The sequence below is a fragment of the Telluria sp. GW821-FHT07G12 genome, from assembly GCF_059418525.1.
In genome coordinates this window covers 178,541-196,135 of the sequence record NZ_JBWKQA010000007.1, presented here as the reverse complement: position 1 = coordinate 196,135, position 17,595 = coordinate 178,541, and the positions used below count along the sequence as shown (strand labels likewise).

The window sequence follows — 17,595 nt, the reverse complement described above, 5'->3', positions numbered from 1 at the left end:
TTTTTCCTTTTTATCATCTTTCTTATACATATGTCGAGCCACTCCGGGACCTCCTTCCCCTCCGTCTGCAAGGCCATCCCCGCCGCCGTCGCGCTGTTGCTCCTGAGCCTGAACGCCGGCGCACAAACGGCGCCCGCCGAAGCCAAACCCGCTGACGCGAAGGCGGCCAAGCCTGCTGCAAAACCGGACGCGAAACCGGCGGCGGCGGTGACGGCGGACCCGCCCCAGGCTTCCGGCGAGATCGCTACGGTGAATGTGGTCAGCGAGCGCCAGACCAACCGCGTCGACCGCCAGGTCTACGACATCAAGAACGACGCCACCACCGCCGGCGCCTCGATCGGCGACGTGCTGAACAATGTGCCCTCGGTGAACGTCGACCCGAACGGCACGGTGCGCCTGCGCGGCAGCGAGCGCGTGACGGTGCTGGTCGACGGCAAGCCGACCGCCCAGCTGCAGGGCGAGAACCGCGCCGCCGCCATCAATGCGCTGCCGGCCGAAAACTACGAATCGGTCCAGGTGATCAACAACCCGGGCGCGGAATTCGGCAACGAAGCGGGCGGCGGCCCCATCCTGAACCTGATCTCGCGCCGCTACACCAAGCCGGGCGGCAACGGCAGCGTGGCCAGCACGGTTGCCCCGGGCGGCCGCGGCAACGCCTTCGCCAACGGCAGCTACAGCGCCGGCTACGCTTCCGTGAACGGCAGCCTGAACCTGCGCCGCGACGGCAATGACACCGATACCGAACAGCTGCGCGAAGCCATCGACCCGTCGACGGGCGCGGTCAGCCGCCTGCGCCAGGACTCGAACAGCCACGGCGTCAACACCTTCGTGCAGGCAGGCCTGGGCGGGCGCTACAACTACAGCGAGCGCGACACCGTCACCGGTTCGGTCTCGGTCAACAAGCGTGGCAACGACAGCGAGTCGAACCAGCACTTCACGGACTTCCGCACCACGCAGTCGCCGGTGATCGATTACCGCACCCGCCGCAATACCGACGGCGATGCCCTCAACCATGAGATCGTGACCGGCTTCGAGCGCCGCTTCGCCGCCGACGGCGAGGCCCTGAAGGTCGACCTGCGCCATTCCTCGAACACGAACACCGCCGACACCTCGACCCTGTACCAGAACGCGCCGACGTCCTGCGCTTGCGGACCGGTCCTGCGCGACTACGCCCAGGACGTCGAGACGCGTGTGCGCATCACCGACCTGAGCACCGATTATTCGGGCAAGGCCGGGGCGGGCTTCCTGAACGCCGGCGCGCGCTGGCAGCGCACCCAGCAGACCGCCGACAACCGCTACCTGTTCCTGACCGGCGGTGGCGGCCTGGACACCCGTCGCAGCAATCTGTTCGAGCTGGACCAGAAGGTCCTGGCCGTGTATGGCACCTACGAGATGCCGCTGAATAAGCTGTGGTCGTTCAAGAGCGGCCTGCGCGTCGAGCGCACCGACCAGGACCTGGACCAGGTCACGACCGGCATCCAGGCCACCAACCAGTACACCAGCTACCTGCCCAGCCTGTTCCTGACCTACAAGCTGGACCAGAATTCGAACCTGCGCCTGTCCTACGCCGACCGCATCTCGCGTCCCAATTCGGGCGAGCTGAACCCCTTCGTCAACTACGCCAACGATTACTACGTCAGCTCGGGCAACCCACGCCTGCACGCGGTCAAGCTGCACTCGCTGGAGCTGGGCTACGAAACCAAGATCATGGGCCTGGCGCCGGCCAGCGTGCGCGCCTACCTGCGCCGCGAAGCCGACGTGATCACCGAGCGCCGCGTCTTCCTCGATGCGAACACGCTGCTGACCACGCGCGAAAACCTGGGCGACCGCCGTTCGGGCGGCATCGAGTTCTCACTGATGGGCATGATCCCGCCGAACTGGAAACCAGGCGGCTTCAAGATGCCGAACATCCGCTTCATGTTCAACGGTAACTGGGGCTTCATCGAGCAGGACCGCGTCGGCCCGCTGGGCCTGACCGGCGAAAAGCGCTCCTCGCCCTCGCTGCAGCTGCAGGGCGGCGGCCAATGGATCATCAACCCGGACAACACGCTGAACGTGTTCGGCTTCCGCCAGGGCAAGCTGCTGTCGGGCGAAGGCTATCGCGAGCCCTTCGGCATGATGACGCTGGCCTACGAGCACAAGTTCGACAAGCGCCTGTCGCTGAACATCCGTGCCAACGACGTGCTGAACTCCACCGGCCAGAAATTCCGCGTCGAGACCGACCTGCTCCGCGACCGCACCGACACCACCGTGCACCAGCGCCGCATCTACGTGGGCCTGCGCTACACCTTTGGCGGCGTGACCGGCAACGATGCCGTGCGCAATGCGATGGCGGCCGCGGGCGTGAACGTCGACAGCCCGGCGGCGCGCGAAGCGATCAAGCGTGCGCAGGAGATGCAGCAGGCGCAGGACAAGGCGGCACAGCCCCAGCCTCAGTCCCAGGCAAAGCCGGCCGCCCGGGATTAACTGCGCCAGGCATCATTGCCGGCGAACGAAGCCGGCAATCTTCTGCATGGCGGCCGGCGCCATGGTCTCGGCGATCCTTGCGTATTCCTCGGCGGCGCCGGTCCGCGCGGTCTGGAAACCGTGATTCAGCGAGGGCAGCAGCGCCGAGCTGGCCTTTCCGTTCCCGCCAGCCTTCAGTGCGGCGAGGATGCCGCCGACGTTTTCTTTTGCCGGCACCTGGTGGTCCAGACCGCCGTGCAATATCAGCGCCGGGCAGCGGGTGGCGCGCCAGTTGGTGCGCGGGTCTTCCTTCAGCAGCGCAGGCAGGAAAGGCTGTGCCGCCGGGCCGGGCGACAGGGTGCCGACGTTCATGTGGCGCCTGGCGACGAGCGCCTTGTCTTCGGCCGGCAGCGCCGCATGCAAGGCTTCCAGGGCGGCGATCCGCGGCTCGCCGTCGGCGGTCGCCAGCACCGTGTCGTAATACTTGCGTACGTAGGGCATCAGGCGCGCGAGTTCCTGCGGACTTGCGCCATTGTCCAGCGCATGCTGGCGGTCCTGCAGCAGTTCCAGTTCCAGGCCCGAGATGCCGACCCCGGCCAATGACACCACGAAATCGACCGCTTCCGGGTGTGCAGCCGCCACCGCGGCGGACACTTGCGAGCCCTCGCTGTGGCCGATGAGCCCGATGCGGCCGAAACGGCCGCTGTCCCGCAATGCCTGCACGGCTGCGTAGGCGTCGTCAGCCAGCCCGGCGCCGGTGTGGCCCTCGTAGTCGCCGGCCGAACGCGAGACGCCGCGTTTGTCGTAGCGCAGCACGGCAATGCCCTGGCGCGCGAGGTGGTCGGCCAGCACGTCGAACATGCGGTGCCCGGCGTTTTGCACGTGGCGCGTCTGCGGCCCGCTGCCGGCCACCAGCACCACGGCATTCGGACGGCCGGGCGCATCCGGAACCGACAGGGTCGCACCCAGCATCACGCCGTCGCGGCTGGCGATCGCCATCTCCTTGTCCTTGTAGGGGAAGGGCGGACGCGGGTCTTGCGGGCGCGCCGTTCCCGGGAAGCTGTCGACCTGGCGCAAACTGAGCGGCAGATTGTCTTTGCCTTGCCTGAACGTGCCGTCGAAGTGGTCCTTGGCCCAGCGCATCTCGAGGGCAAAAAAGCCGGCGTCGAGAATGAAGCTGCCGTCAGGCGCATCGCGGATGGCCTTGACCGGGATGTCGTAGGCGCCCTGGTCCGGGGAGGCGACGCTGGCCCAGGCGCTGCCGTCCGCACGCACGAACAATTCCGCGCCGATGTGCAGGACTGGCCCGTCCGGCACTTTCATTTCTCCCATCCAGTAACCGGAATGGTCTTGCAGGGGACCGCCATGCGCCAGCGATGTGGAAGCGAACAGGGCCAGCGATGCCAGGCGTGCGCGAATCGAGATGTTCATGGTGCCTTTCGGTGACGGATTGGAGATCCGGCCGAGTGTGCAACCCAACTGTGGAGAAATGATGGAGGCAGGCGCGCCGGCTCAGCCGCCGGCGGCCCGGGCCTGGAACGCCGGCATCTCGCCGGCAGCCCGCTGCTTGCGCTTCTTCTGGACGTACATCGCCGAATCCGCCGCAGCGACGGCGGCCTCGACGTCCCCATCGAATTCCAGGAAGGACAGGCTGACCGAGAACCGGATTGGCGGCGTGCCGTCGGCGGCCACGCCCAGCTGGGCGCGCGCGGAGGCGATCCTCGCCGTCATGCTGTCCGGGCGCACGGCCGGCGCCACCACGATGAATTCGTCGCCGGCATAGCGGATCAGGGTGTCGCCGGGGCGGAAGTTGGCGCGCAGGGTGTTCGCGAAGCGCTTCAGGCATTCGTCGCCCATCTGGTGCCCGTGCCGGTCGTTGATGTCCTTGAAGTCGTTCAGGTCGAAGAACAGGATCGACGCCCCCTGCGCGCGCGTGGCGCGCAGCGCCGGCATCAGGGTCCGGCGGTTGGCCAGGCCGGTCAGCATGTCGCTTTCCGCCAGCTGGCGCATGTGCTCGCGCGCCGCGCTCATCTCGCGATTGCTGTGGGCCAGCTCGGCGGCGATGATGCGGTACATCGCCAGCACGCAGCCGAGGACGATCATCCATTCCGCCGCGCCGTCGAAGGAAGAATGCGCGGCCAGGTAAGAGGCCACCAGGGTCGGCGGCAGCCAGTCGAAGGCCATCAGCTGCGCCACGTAGGCAAAGGACTCGACGCTGGCAAAGGCCGCGCGGATGGCGATGCCGGCGGCCAGCCAGTGCCAGCCGAGCGGACGCTCGCGCAGCACGATGGCCACGGCCGACCACAGCACGAGGCCGAGCGCGGTGGCGTTGTACATGCCGAGCTGGTCGATCGAACGATAGCTGAGGGCGACACCGAGGCCGTAGCCCAGGCAGGCCAGCAGCGCCAGGCCCGCATGGCGGCGCTGCACGCTGCGGCCGGCGAGCGCCAGCACGCCCACGATCAGCAGGCAGGCAAAGGCGAGCTTGCTGCTGACGTAGACCATCGCCATCGTTTTTCGCAGCAAGGGGTGCTGGGGGTGGAGCACCCAGTAGCACACGGTGATGCCGAGCCCGATCGCATTGGCGGTCCAGGCCAGGACCTGGGGCTTGAGCTCGGGCCGCCGTACCGAACGGTAGAGTACGAGCAGGAATGCCATGATCATCGCGTCGGATACGAATTGCGCGAGCGTACTCCAGCGATAGAGTAAAAGTTCCACGGGGCCTCGGTGGGGTAGGTTCTGACGGGCGGCGGGCAGTGTGGCCGCAGCTTTGCAGGAGTTTACTGCGAATTGTTACCAAAATGCAATGTAAATATATGCGCCGCCCTCCTGCTTGCAACATCCGGCAAGCGCGCTTCCCGAGACGCGCGTTCGCTCAACCGCCCGCACGCTTCGGGTCGTGGCCCAGCTTCTTGAGGGTTTCCATGACCAGGTCGCAGTGATCGCCCTGGATTTCGATCACGCCGTCTTTTACGGTGCCGCCGGAGCCGCATGCGGTGCGCAACTGCTTGCCCAAAGCGGCCAGCGAAATCGCATCGAGCGCCACACCCTTCACGATCGTCACCGTCTTGCCGCCGCGGCCTTTGGTCTGGCGCGACACGCGTACCACGCCATCGCCTTTGATGACGGGTTTGGCTTTGCAGGTGCATGCGGACATAGGTTGCCGGCATTCGGGGCACATGCGGCCGGTTTCGGTGGAATAGACGAGTTTGCTGTTTGAGCTGCTTTTCATACTTTATCAAGAGCAAATGATTCGGGTTAAAGAAACAAAAACGGCAGCCCGCAGGCCGCCGTTTTCATCGATGCCGAAGCAGGGTGAGACTTACTTCACGCCATGCATCAGCTTCTGGATCAGCGGCGCAATCAGGAACAGCAGCACGCCCGAGCCGATCAGGGCCCAGAAGCCGAAAGTGTAGCCTTCCAGGGCCGACTGGGTGGTCATGCCTTTTTCGCCCGACACCATCGAAGCGAAGATGCCCGACAGGTTGTTGCCGATGCCGGTCGACAGGAACCAGCCGCCCATGCCCAGGCCCACCAGGCGGGTCGGGGCCAGCTTGGTGACCATCGACAGGCCGATCGGCGACAGGCACAGCTCACCAATGGACTGGATCACGTAGACCATGAACAGGGTCCAGAACGGGATCTTGTTGTCGGCGCCGACCAGGTGCTGGAGGGTGAACATCAGCAGCAGGAAGGCCAGGCCGTTGAAGATCAGGCCGAGGCCGAACTTGCGCGGGATGGACGGATTGGCGCGGCCCATCATGACCCAGACGGCGGCCACGATCGGTGCGCAAACGATGATCGCCAGCGTGTTCACGGACTGGAACCAGCCGGTCGGGAAGACCCAGCCGCCGAAGTCGCGGCGCACGATGTACTCGGCCAGGAAGGTGAAGGAGCTGCCTGCCTGTTCGAAGAAGCACCAGAACATCACGTTGAAGAAGAAGATCAGCAGCATGGCGATGGTCTTGTCGCGTGCGACCTTGCCGTTGCGGATGCCTTCGACCAGCAGCATCAGGGCCAGGCCGATGAACAGCACGGACAGGATGCCCTGCAGCTTCTCGGCGCCCATCTTGAGCAGGAAGTAGACGGCCGGGATGACGACCAGGCCGCCGATGACCACGCCGACGACGCGCATCGGATTCTGGAGCGGGCCGGTGGCGGCGCCGATGCCTTTCAGGCTGCGGCGGCCGATCTGGAACCAGATCAACGACAGGATCATGCCGACGCCGGCGGCAAAGAACACCACCTTGTAGGCCGGTACGCCGGTGTTGCCGGCGAAGGCGTTCGCCAGGGCGCCGGTCAGGATCGGGGCCAGGAAGCCGCCGCCGTTGATGCCCATGTAGAAAATGGTGAAGCCGGAATCGCGGCGCTGGTCGCTGATGCCGTACAGCTGACCGACCATGGCGGAGATGTTCGGCTTGAACATGCCGTTGCCGACGATGATGGTCGCCAGGCCCAGTTTGAACACGTTGGGATCGGGGACGGTGATGGCGAACAGACCGGCCACCATGAAGGCCGCGCCGACCAGGATCGAACGCTGGTAGCCGATCACGCGGTCGGCAATGTAGCCGCCGAACACGGCGCCGGCGTACACCAGGGCCAGGTAGGAACCGTAGGTCAGGTTGGCATCGGCCTGGCCGACGCCGCTGCCGCCGTAGAACTGGGCGACGATGTAGAGCACCAGGGCCCAACGGATGCCGTAGAAAGCGAAGCGTTCCCAGAATTCGGTCATGAACAGCATCCACAGCGGCGCCGGGTGCCCCATGATCTGTTTGAATTCCGGGATCGCCTTCTGTTCGACGGTAGAAGTAGCTGCACCGCTCATGCGGTTCCTCCCCAAATACGTTTTATAAGAATAGGAATGACTGGCCCGCCTGCCTGCATTGTGTGCGGGCGCAAAACCAGTAGCGTGGCATTTTAGAGGAAATTCTGCTCGTTAAGGCAACTTTTTCCTGCTCAATAGTATTGACAAGAAAAGCCTGTGCAAGCGTGGGGGCAAACTCGTGCGAGTTGTCGTATATTGGTGGTGAAGCTGTACGGAAACACCTCAGCACAGATAGACGAAAGAAAGGGAACAGAACATGACCAACGACGTTGTCGACACATTGATTTCCCCGGAAGGGCGCCTCGAAGTACTGTCCAAGGCGGAGGTGGCAAAGCTGCTCGATACCAGCCAGGGCGGCCTGTACCAGGTCTTCCGCAAATGCGCGCTGGCGGTGCTGAACTCCGGCAGTTCGATCGACGACGGCAAGGAACTCCTGGAACGCTACAAGGATTTCGACATCAAGATCATCCAGCGCGAGCGCGGCATCAAGCTCGATATCCGCAGCGCGCCGGCCCACGCCTTCGTCGACGGCAAGATGATCAAGGGTATCCACGAGCACCTGTTTTCGGTGCTGCGCGATATCGTCTACGTGAGCTTCGAGGTGACGGACAATCCGCGCTTCGACCTGAACAAGCCTGAAGGCATTACCGACGCCGTCTTCCACATCCTGCGCAACGCCAACGTGATCCAGCCGCAGCGCAATCCGAACCTGGTGGTGTGCTGGGGCGGCCACTCGATCAACCGCGTCGAGTACAACTACTCGAAGCACGTCGGCTACCAGCTCGGCCTGCGCGAACTGGACATCTGCACCGGCTGCGGCCCGGGCGCGATGAAGGGCCCGATGAAGGGCGCGACCATCGGCCACGCCAAGCAGCGCCTGCAGGGCGGACGCTATCTGGGCATTTCGGAGCCGGGCATCATCGCAGCCGAGTCGCCGAACCCGATCGTCAACGACCTGGTGATCATGCCGGACATCGAGAAGCGTCTCGAAGCTTTTGTCCGCACCGGCCACGGCATCGTCGTGTTCCCGGGCGGCGCCGGCACTGCCGAGGAAATCCTGTACATCCTCGGCATCCTGCTGCACCCGGAGAACGCGGAAGTGCCGTTCCCGCTGGTCTTTACCGGCCCATCGACCGCCAAGGAATACTTCGAGCAGATCGACCAGTTCATCGGCCTGACCCTGGGCCCGGAAGCGCAAAAACGCTACAAGATCATCGTCGACGATCCGGAAGCGGTGGCCCAGGAGATGCACACCGGGATCCGCCAGGTGCGCGAATTCCGCAAGTCGCGCAGTGACGCCTATTACTTCAACTGGGGCCTGCGCATCGATCCCGAATTCCAGCGTCCGTTCCGCCCGACCCACGAGAACATGCGCAACCTGTCGCTGCACAAGAACCAGGAGACCCACCTGCTGGCCGCGAACCTGCGTCGCGCGTTTTCGGGCGTGGTGGCCGGGAACGTGAAGGAAGAGGGGATCCGCGCGATCGAAAAGTACGGCAAGTTCGAGATCCACGGCGAGGACGAGATCATGGCGCCGATGGACAAGCTGCTGCAGTCGTTTGTGGAGCAGAGCCGGATGAAGTTGCCGGGTAAGGAATACATCCCTTGCTACCGCGTGGTCAGATGATCCGTCATTCCCGCGAAGGCGGGAATCCATGCTGAGGCACTGAACACGCGGCGTATGGATTCCCGTTTTCACGGGAAGTCATTTCGGGCAATGCCCGGAATGACGGCGAAAAAAAGGCGCGAACGGTTCCCCGTTTCGCGCCTTTTTTGTGACGCATCACGCGTCACGCATCGTCAATCTTCCTTGCGCAGGTGCGGGAACAGCAGCACGTCACGGATGTTCGGCGAATCCGTCAGGATCATGATCAGGCGGTCGATGCCGATGCCGCAGCCGCCGGTCGGAGGCATGCCGTATTCCAGCGCGCGGATGTAGTCGGCGTCGTAGAACATCGCTTCCTCATCGCCGGCATCCTTCGCGGCCACCTGGGCCTGGAAGCGGGCTGCCTGGTCTTCCGGATCGTTCAGCTCCGAGAAGCCGTTGGCGATCTCGCGGCCCACCATGAACAGCTCGAAGCGCTCGGTGATGCCTTCACGGGTGTCCGAAGCGCGCGCCAGCGGCGAGACTTCGACCGGATAGTCGATGATGAAGGTCGGTTCCCACAGCTGGGCTTCGGCGGTCTCTTCGAACAGCGACAGCTGCAGCGCGCCCAGGCCCGAGATCACGTGCGGCTTCACGCCGAACTTTTCCTTCAGTTCCTTCTTCAGGAACTCGGCGTCGTTCAGCTGCTCGCTGGTGTAGTGCGGCGCGAACTTGTTGATCGCTTCGACGATGGTCAGGCGATGGAAAGGCTTGCCCAGGTCGAGCTGGCGGCCGCCGTAGGTCAGGTCGGCGGTGCCGTGCGCGTCGATCGCGGCCTGGCGGATCACGGCCTCGGTGTAGTCCATCAGCCACTTGTAGTCGGTGTAGGCGGCGTAGAACTCCATCATCGTGAATTCCGGATTGTGGCGGATCGAGACGCCCTCGTTGCGGAAGTTACGGTTGATTTCGAACACGCGGTCGAAGCCGCCGACCACCAGGCGCTTCAGGTACAGCTCGGGCGCGATACGCAGGAACATCTGCATGTCCAGCGCGTTGTGGTGCGTGATGAAAGGCTTGGCCGCGGCGCCGCCCGGGATCGGGTGCAGCATCGGGGTCTCGACTTCCATGAAGGCGTTGTCCTGCATGAAGCGGCGGATCGACGCGATCGCGGCGGTACGCGCCTTGAAGGTGCGGCGCGTCTCTTCGTTCATGATCAGGTCGACGTAGCGCTGGCGGTACTTGGTCTCCTGGTCGGCCAGGCCATGGAACTTGTCCGGCAGCGGGCGCAGCGACTTGGTGATCAGGCGCAGCGTCGTGACCTTCACGGTCAGCTCGTCGGTCTTGGTCTTGAACAGCGTGCCTTCCACGCCCAGGATGTCGCCCAGGTCGTAGTGGCGCAGGGCTTCCATCGCTTCTTCGCCGGTGTTGTCCAGGGTGACGTAGATCTGGATGCGGCCGTCGGCGCGCGGGCCCGAGGCGTCCTGCAGGGTCGCGAAGGCCGCCTTCTTGCCGGCTTCGCGCTTGAGCATCATGCGGCCGGCCAGCACCACCTGCTGCGGTTCGGCTTCGAGCTGCTCGCGGGTCCAGCCGCCGTAGGTCTCGGTCAGGTCGGCGGCCTTGTGCTGCGGGACGAAGTCGTTCGGGAAGGCGATCCCTTTTTCGCGCACGGCGGCCAGCTTGACGCGGCGCTCGGCGATGATCTTGTTGTCTTCAGCCTGCAGCGTCGACTGTTGTTCTTGGCTTTGTTCTTGGTTTTCGGTGCTCATATCAGGTCTTGGTTGTCTAGTATTTGGATCAGGAACGGCCCAGCAGGGCGTCGACCGACAGCTCGTCGTAGTCGCCGGCGATGGCGATCACGTTGTCGAACTCCTTGAAGGCGTCGGCGGGCAGGGTGGAGGTGATGACCACCGCGCGCATGCCGGCGCGGCGCGCGGCTTCCACGCCCATCGGCGCGTCTTCGAAGACGATGCAGTCGCTTGGCGCCATGCCGAGCTTTTCGGCGGCCTTCAAAAACACGTCCGGATGCGGCTTGCCCTGCTTGACGTCGGCGGCGCCGACCACGGCCGCGAAGTGGCGGCGCAGGTCGAGTTCATCGAGGGTGAACACGATGTTCTTCGGCGGCGCCGAGGTGGCCACCGCCAGCGCCACGCCTTGCTCGTCGGCCCTCGTCACGAAGTCCTCGAAGCCCTGGATGGCGGCGCGGTGCGGGCCGTACATCTCGCGGTACAGCGCATCCTTCTCCTGGGCCAGCACGGCGATCTCGTCGTCCGGGATCTCCGGGCCGAGACGCTCGCGCAGGATCTCGCGGCCCTGGGCGCCCGCCGTCTCGCGGAAGAAGGCTTCCGGGTCGTACTCCTTGCCGCGGCGCGCGAAGAACTCGAGCCAGGACTTGGTATGGAAGGCCATGTTGTCGACGATGGTGCCGTCCATGTCGAAGATGAATGCGCTGTTTGCCATCGCTCAGACGCCTTGTTTCAGGGATGCGGAAATGAAGTCGTCGAGGTCGCCGTCCAGCACGTTCTTGGTGTTGCCGGTCTCGAAACCGGTACGCAAGTCCTTGATGCGGGACTGGTCCAGCACGTAGGAACGGATCTGGTGGCCCCAGCCGACATCGGTCTTCGAGTCTTCCAGCTTCTGCTGCTCGGCCATGCGCTTGCGCATCTCGAGCTCGAACAGCTTCGCGCGCAGCATGTCGAAGGCTTCGGCCTTGTTGCGGTGCTGCGAGCGGTCGTTCTGGCACTGCACGACGATGCCCGACGGCGCGTGCGTCAGTCGCACGGCGGAGTCGGTCTTGTTGATGTGCTGGCCGCCGGCGCCGGATGCGCGGTAGGTGTCGATGCGCACGTCCGCCGGGTTGATCTCGATCTCGAAGGACTCGTCGACCTCCGGGTACACGAACAGCGAGGTGAACGAGGTGTGGCGGCCGTTGGCCGAGTCGAACGGCGACTTGCGGACCAGGCGGTGCACGCCGGTTTCGGTGCGCAGGTGGCCGTAGGCGTACTCGCCCTCGACCTTGATGGTGGCGGTCTTGATGCCCGCGACCTCGCCCTCGGAGATTTCCAGCACCTCGGCCTTGAAGCCCTTGCGCTCGCAATAGCGCAGATACTGGCGCATCAGCATCGAGGCCCAGTCCTGGGCTTCGGTGCCGCCGGCGCCGGCCTGGATGTCGATGAAGCAGTTCGCATGGTCCATCGGATTGCTGAACATGCGGCGGAATTCCATCTGCTCGATGACTTTCTTGATCTCTTCGGCGTCAGCTTCGACGGATTCGATCGTGTCGTCATCGCCTTCTTCGCGTCCCATGTCGAACAGGTCGCGCGAATCGTCGATGTTGGAGCGGGCCTTTTCCAGCGTCAGGACGACGCCTTCCAGGGCTTTCTTCTCTTTGCCGAGTTCGAGCGCGCGTTTCTGGTCGTTCCAGACGGTCGGGTCTTCCAGTTCCTGGTTGACCTGTTCTAGTTTCTCTGACTTCCGATCGAAGTCAAAGATACCTCCGAAGTTCGGCTTCACGGCTGCTCAGGTCGTTCAGCAGGGCGGAAAGGGCGTTGATGCGTTCAGCTTCCATGGTCGGTGACGTATTTTTAGAGGGTTGAATCGAACCGGTAATTATACCGCAGGCGGGGCGTAAGCCGCGCTTTCCAGCGCTTTCCTTGCCCCGCGGCAGGCGGCTGTCTTATGATGCGGGCATGACATTCCGCCCACCACGCCCCTTCCATCTCATCCTTTTGGCCGCCATCGCATCGGGTCCCGCGCTGGCCGCGACCCCGCGCGCGGGGTCCAGCGCCGAGCTGGCGATCCTGGAAACCACCGACCTGCACTCGGCGGTGGTGGGCTACGACTACTTCAAGCTGGCGGCCGAGCCTTCGCTGGGCCTGGACCGCACGGCCTCGCTGATCGCCCAGGCGCGCCGCGACTTTCCGAACACGCTACTGTTCGACAATGGCGACACCATCCAGGGCAATGCGCTGGGCGACTACCAGGCCACCGTCGATCCGCTCAAGTGCGGCCAGCTGCTGGGTATCTATAAAGCGATGAAGAAGCTCGGCTACGACGGCATCGGCATCGGCAACCACGACTTCAATTTCGGCCTGGCCTACCTGGGGCAGGTGACCGGACAGCGCCTGGATGTGGAAGGCGTTCCTGCGAAGCGTTGCGAAGGGCCGGGCTTCCCCGTGGTGCTGGCGAACGTCTACAGCGTCAAGACGAAGAAGCCGCTGTTCGCGCCTTACCGCATCCTCACGCGCCGCATCAAGGCGGTCGATGCGAAGGGCAAGCCGTTTGAAACCAGCGTCAAGGTCGGCATCATCGGCTTCACGCCCCCGGCCATCCTGAACTGGGACCGGCGCTGGCTGGAAGGGAAGATTTATACGGAAGGGCTGGTCGAAACGGCCAAGCGTTACCTGCCCGAGATGCGCGCAAAAGGCGCCGAGCTGGTGGTGGCGATCTCGCATGGCGGCCTGGACGACAGCCCCTATTCGCCGTCGATGGAGAACGGTAACTACTACCTGGCGCAGGCAGGCGGCATCGACGCGCTGCTGCTCGGCCATTCGCACCAGCCTTTCCCGAATCCGTCCAGCACCGTCGCGCAGTTCAACCTGCAGCACGTGGACAAGGTGAAGGGACGTGTATTCGGCGTGCCGACCGTGATGGCCAATTTGTGGGGCAAGAACCTGGGCGTGGTGCGCCTGCAGCTACGCCACGACGGCAAGCGCTGGCACGCCGACCAGGACGCGGCCATTGTCGAGAACCGCACGACGCAGCAGCCGGACAAGAGCTACGTGGCGGCCGATCCCGAAGTGATGGACCTGGTGAAGAACGAGCACGAAGCGACGATACGTTACGTGAAGACGCCGATCGGCAGCGCCGACTTCCGCATGTCGACCTATTTCGCCGACGTCGGCGACGTCTCCGCCATCCAGGTGGTGAACCAGGCCCAGGCCGACTACGCGCGGCGCTACGTCGCGGCGAATCTGCCGCAGTATGCGCAGCTGCCGGTGCTATCGGTGTCGGCGCCGTTCAAGAGCGGCTCGGCCGGCGTGGCCGACTACACCGACGTCGCCGCCGGCGACCTGGCGCTGAACAACGCGGCCGACCTTTATCTCTATCCGAATGCTCTGGCGCTGGTGAAAGTCGACGGGGCCGGGCTGAAGGCCTGGCTGGAGAAGGCGGCCTCGCGCTTCAATACCATCGACCCCGCCAGGACATCGCCGCAGGAACTGGTGAATACGGGCTTCGCCGGCTATAACTTCGACACCGTCACGTCGCCGGAGCTGAGCTACGAAATCGACGTGACCCAGCCGCCGGGGCAGCGCATCCGCCATCTCCAGCTGCGCGGCGCGCCGCTGCCGGCCGGGCAGGAATTCCTGGTCGCGACGAACAACTACCGCGCCAGCGGCGGCGGAAATTTCCCGGGTCTGGACGGCAGCCGCACCGTGCTGGCATCGCCGGACGCCAGCCGCGACGTGCTGATCGCCTACGTCAAGGAAGCGCGCCGTTTGACGCGTGTGGCCAATGGGGCGCAGCGCAGCTGGCGATTTGCGAAGGTGGAGACGAAGGGGCCGGTGGTGTTCCACTCGGCGCCGGGCAAGCTGGAGCTGGCGCGCGCGGCGGGGCTGGAGAATGTGTCGCAGCTGGCCGCGGATGATGGGCAGGGCAAGGGTTTTGCGCTGTACGCGGTCGACCTGGCGAAATAAGTGTCCGTCATCCCCGCGAAAGCGGGGAGCCATACCGAGTGAAAAGAATTCTGTCAGTTCGATGGGCTACTCAGCTTCCAAAAACGGGCTTCCGGAAGCTCAGCATGGGTTCCCGCTTCCGCGGGAACGACGGGTGTCAGAAGCGGTTCGGGCGGCTGGACTGGATCTCGGCCGCGGCGATCGCCGCCAGGTCGAGCAGGCCCTGGACTTCGGTGGCGCGCAGGCGGCGCGGCTCGCGGTCGATCACGCACAAGGTGCCAAGCGGGTGGCCGCTACGGTCGCGCAGCGGCACGCCGGCGTAGAAGCGGATCTTCGGGTCACCCTGGACCAGCGGATTGTCGCGGAAGCGGTCGTCGCCGAGGGCATCCTCGACCACGAACATCTCGTCCTGCAGTACTGCGTGCGAGCAGAAGGCCCAGTCGCGCGGCGTTTCGCGCGGCTCGAGGCCGACCCTGGCCTTGAACCACTGGCGGGTCGAGGTGAGCAGCGAGATCAATGCGATCGGCGAACCGGTCACCATGGTGGCCAGGCGCACGATGCGGTCGAAGCGCTGTTCCTCGTCGGTGTCGACCAGGCCGCTCGCGCCCACGGCCGCGAGGCGTGCGCGTTCGTCCGCCGGGACCGGATAGTTCGGGTCCTGGGCAGGCAGGAATTCCTTGTCGTTGCTGGCCGCGGGACGCAGAAGGGCGTTGTCGTCCTTCCCGTGCAGGAGTCCCTGAACCAGGCTCAGGCGCGTACGGCGATGCCCGCCCGGCGTCTTCCAGGACTCGATCGCGCCGCTCTCCATCCAGATCTGGACCGTGCTTGTGGCCACGCCCAGAAGGCGTGCAACTTCGCTCGTGGTCATCACTGGATCTTCGGATTTTATATTGCTCTGCATAAACTTCCTCGTATCCCAACAGTATAGCGGATAAATTTGTTCACATCTTATTTTCTTGCATTACGTCAAGAAATTAACACAGGGATTATAAAAACAGGTTATACCACTCACAATAAAATTATGCGCAATTTGAGCAAAATACGTTGCTCACCCGAAATTCATGATGCAATATCCGTCATTTTAATCAAATTGACAGGGCGAACGTGGCCACCATGAAGAAAGTACAAGATGAATAACAGAGCAGCTGGCGTTGCAATCTCGACAAAGTTGTATACGGCGTTTGCTGTCGTGGTACTGGTAACCCTGGTTCTGGCGGTATTCGCCACCACCCGCGTCAATCGGATCGGGCAGGCGCTGACGAATGCGGACAGCCTGCGCAGCAGCCGCCTCGAGCCTCTGTATGAACTGCGCGAAGCGCTGGACCAGACCGGCATCGCCGCCCGCAACGCCTTCATCTTCAGCGACAACGCAGACGCGCTGCGCGAGCTCGACCTGGTGGACCGGCAGATCGCGGTCTACCAGGTGGCGCTGTCGAAGCTCGACCTGTCCCTGCAGGGCGACCCCCAGTACCTGAAGCTGCGCGAGGAAATGGGCACGATGACCCACGAACTCCAGCGGCCCCGCAAATACCGCACAGCGGGCGACATGGAAGGCTTCGGCAGCTTCCTGGTGAAGGATTGCACGCCGCTGCGCCGCAAGATCGTCGGCGACATCGACCTCCTGCTCAAGCAGCTGCAGGCCGACAGCAGCCAGGCCAGTCTTGCCGCCGGCGAGACGGCCAGCTCGGCGCGCTGGATGATCGCCGGCTTGAGCAGCCTGTGCGTGGCGCTGGCCGCAATCGTCGGCATCGGCATCACGCGCAGCCTGCTGCGCCAACTGGGCGGCGAGCCGGCCTATGCCTCCAGCGTGGCGCACGCGATTGCGAAGGGCGAACTGCAGCACAGCGTCGACACCCGCCGTGCCCAGCCCAGCAGCCTGCTGGCGGCCATGAGCACCATGCGCGACAGCCTCTCCGGCATCGTCGGCAAGGTCCGCAGCGGCACCGATGCGATCGCGTCGGCCTCGGCCGAAATCGCCACCGGCAACGTCGATCTGTCGCAGCGTACCGAGTCCCAGGCCGCCGAGCTGGCCCAGGTGGCCGGCGCGATGAAGGAGTTGATCGAATCGGTACGCCGCAACGCCGACTACGCAGCCGAGGCGAGTCGCCTGGCGAATGAGGCGTCCGAGGTGTCGCGCCAGGGCGGCGCCGCGGTCGAAGGCGTGGTCGAGACCATGCACCTGATCCACGATTCGTCGACGAAGATCGTCGAAATCATTTCCGTCATCGACGGCATCGCCTTCCAGACGAATATCCTGGCGCTCAATGCGGCGGTGGAAGCGGCGCGCGCCGGCGAGCAGGGACGCGGCTTTGCGGTGGTCGCTTCCGAAGTGCGCAACCTGGCGCACCGCTCGGCCGCGGCGGCCAAGGAAGTCAAGGGGCTGATCGAGGATACGGTGAGCAAGGTCGACGCCGGCGCCGCGCTGGTGGGACGCGCCGGCGAGACCATGCGCACCGTGGTCGACGGCGTGCACAAGGTGAACGGCATCATGGGCGAGATCTCCAGCGCGACGCGTGCGCAGAACGAGGAGATCGAGCGGGTCGACGGCGCCATCGCCCAGCTCGACGAGATGACGCTGCAGAACGCGGCGCTGGTGGAGGAAGCCTCGGCCGCGGCGCAGTCGCTGCGTACACAGGCGGACCAGCTGGCCTCGCTGGTGAATACCTTCCAGCTCGAGACGGCGCCGGTGGGACGCAGCAGCGGCCGCGCCCTGGTGGCTTAAATAATTAGTGCAGCGTGTCTTTTGGTGCTGCCTTGTCTTCCTGGACCAGCACGAAGGGACTGACCACCGATGCCCACAGCAGGGCATTGGTGGACTGCCAGGCCTGGGCCTGCGCGTCCGACACCTTGGCCAGTTTGCCCTCGTTCATCCAGCGCGCGATGGCTTCCTTGTCGTCGTGGGCGATGCGCAGGGCAGCTTCGACCAGGTCCAGTTCATGGCTGACCCAGACCACGGCGCCGTGAGCGAAATGGCGCTCCAGTTCGGACCAGTTGATGCGGGCGGTTTCGCGGTTGATCTTGTCGTGCAGTTCGGTGTCTTTTAATGGATCGGTTTTCATGGCTACATT

At 64.5% G+C, this 17,595-nt stretch carries 13 protein-coding genes; 4 read left to right on the top strand and 9 right to left on the bottom strand.

Annotated features, from left to right (window positions below; all coding sequences use genetic code 11):
* Window positions 1–30 precede the first annotated feature (30 nt).
* Window positions 31–2,466, top strand: a complete 2,436-nt coding sequence (locus tag AC07PE_RS23160) for a TonB-dependent receptor domain-containing protein (RefSeq protein WP_498768923.1) — start codon at window positions 31–33, stop codon at window positions 2,464–2,466.
* A 12-nt stretch (window positions 2,467–2,478) separates the two neighbouring features.
* Here the strand turns inward: AC07PE_RS23160 and AC07PE_RS23155 are convergent, their stop codons facing one another.
* The 4 genes from AC07PE_RS23155 to AC07PE_RS23140 form a co-directional block, all read right to left on the bottom strand.
* On the bottom strand, window positions 2,479–3,876 hold the full coding sequence (locus tag AC07PE_RS23155; protein ID WP_498768920.1) for an alpha/beta hydrolase: 1,398 nt from the start codon (window positions 3,874–3,876) through the stop codon (window positions 2,479–2,481).
* Between the two features lie 81 nt (window positions 3,877–3,957).
* Window positions 3,958–5,103, bottom strand: coding sequence for a GGDEF domain-containing protein (locus tag AC07PE_RS23150; protein WP_498768918.1), 1,146 nt, complete (start codon window positions 5,101–5,103; stop codon window positions 3,958–3,960).
* A gap of 217 nt (window positions 5,104–5,320) precedes the next feature.
* Window positions 5,321–5,677, bottom strand: a complete 357-nt coding sequence (locus AC07PE_RS23145) for a translation initiation factor Sui1 (RefSeq protein ID WP_498768916.1) — start codon at window positions 5,675–5,677, stop codon at window positions 5,321–5,323.
* Between the two features lie 90 nt (window positions 5,678–5,767).
* On the bottom strand, window positions 5,768–7,270 hold the full coding sequence (locus AC07PE_RS23140) for a peptide MFS transporter (RefSeq protein WP_498768914.1): 1,503 nt from the start codon (window positions 7,268–7,270) through the stop codon (window positions 5,768–5,770).
* 256 nt (window positions 7,271–7,526) lie between these two features.
* Between AC07PE_RS23140 and ppnN the strand changes: the two genes are divergently transcribed.
* Complete coding sequence (ppnN, locus tag AC07PE_RS23135) at window positions 7,527–8,897, top strand: nucleotide 5'-monophosphate nucleosidase PpnN (RefSeq protein WP_498768912.1); 1,371 nt, start codon at window positions 7,527–7,529, stop codon at window positions 8,895–8,897.
* Window positions 8,898–9,070: 173 nt separating this feature from the next.
* Here ppnN and lysS read toward each other — a convergent pair whose 3' ends face one another.
* The 3 genes from lysS to prfB all read right to left on the bottom strand — a co-directional run bounded on the left by lysS (window position 9,071) and on the right by prfB (window position 12,420).
* Window positions 9,071–10,621 (bottom strand): lysine--tRNA ligase, encoded by a 1,551-nt coding sequence (gene lysS / locus AC07PE_RS23130; RefSeq protein WP_498768910.1) that lies wholly within the window; start codon window positions 10,619–10,621, stop codon window positions 9,071–9,073.
* 28 nt (window positions 10,622–10,649) lie between these two features.
* On the bottom strand, window positions 10,650–11,312 hold the full coding sequence (locus AC07PE_RS23125) for an HAD family hydrolase (protein WP_498768908.1): 663 nt from the start codon (window positions 11,310–11,312) through the stop codon (window positions 10,650–10,652).
* A 3-nt stretch (window positions 11,313–11,315) separates the two neighbouring features.
* A protein-coding gene (prfB, locus tag AC07PE_RS23120) for a peptide chain release factor 2 (RefSeq protein WP_498768905.1) occupies window positions 11,316–12,420 on the bottom strand; the annotation gives its coding sequence in 2 pieces (ribosomal slippage) (window positions 11,316–12,338 and window positions 12,340–12,420; 1,104 coding nt in all).
* A gap of 121 nt (window positions 12,421–12,541) precedes the next feature.
* Between prfB and AC07PE_RS23115 the strand changes: the two genes are divergently transcribed.
* Complete coding sequence (locus AC07PE_RS23115) at window positions 12,542–14,548, top strand: bifunctional 2',3'-cyclic-nucleotide 2'-phosphodiesterase/3'-nucleotidase (protein WP_498768903.1); 2,007 nt, start codon at window positions 12,542–12,544, stop codon at window positions 14,546–14,548.
* A gap of 136 nt (window positions 14,549–14,684) precedes the next feature.
* On the opposite strand, the gene AC07PE_RS23110 is transcribed toward AC07PE_RS23115, so the two are convergent.
* The gene (locus AC07PE_RS23110) at window positions 14,685–15,395 is read right to left on the bottom strand and encodes a GAF domain-containing protein (RefSeq protein ID WP_498768901.1); all 711 of its coding nucleotides are present in this window, start codon (window positions 15,393–15,395) and stop codon (window positions 14,685–14,687) included.
* 321 nt (window positions 15,396–15,716) lie between these two features.
* Here AC07PE_RS23110 and AC07PE_RS23105 point away from each other — a divergent pair, with 321 nt between their 5' ends.
* Window positions 15,717–17,249 carry a methyl-accepting chemotaxis protein gene (locus AC07PE_RS23105; RefSeq protein WP_498768899.1) on the top strand — a complete coding sequence of 511 codons (1,533 nt, stop codon included), beginning with the start codon at window positions 15,717–15,719 and terminating at the stop codon, window positions 17,247–17,249.
* Window positions 17,250–17,253: 4 nt separating this feature from the next.
* Here AC07PE_RS23105 and AC07PE_RS23100 read toward each other — a convergent pair whose 3' ends face one another.
* Window positions 17,254–17,586, bottom strand: a complete 333-nt coding sequence (locus AC07PE_RS23100; protein ID WP_498768897.1) for a DUF2288 domain-containing protein — start codon at window positions 17,584–17,586, stop codon at window positions 17,254–17,256.
* Window positions 17,587–17,595: the final 9 nt, after the last annotated feature.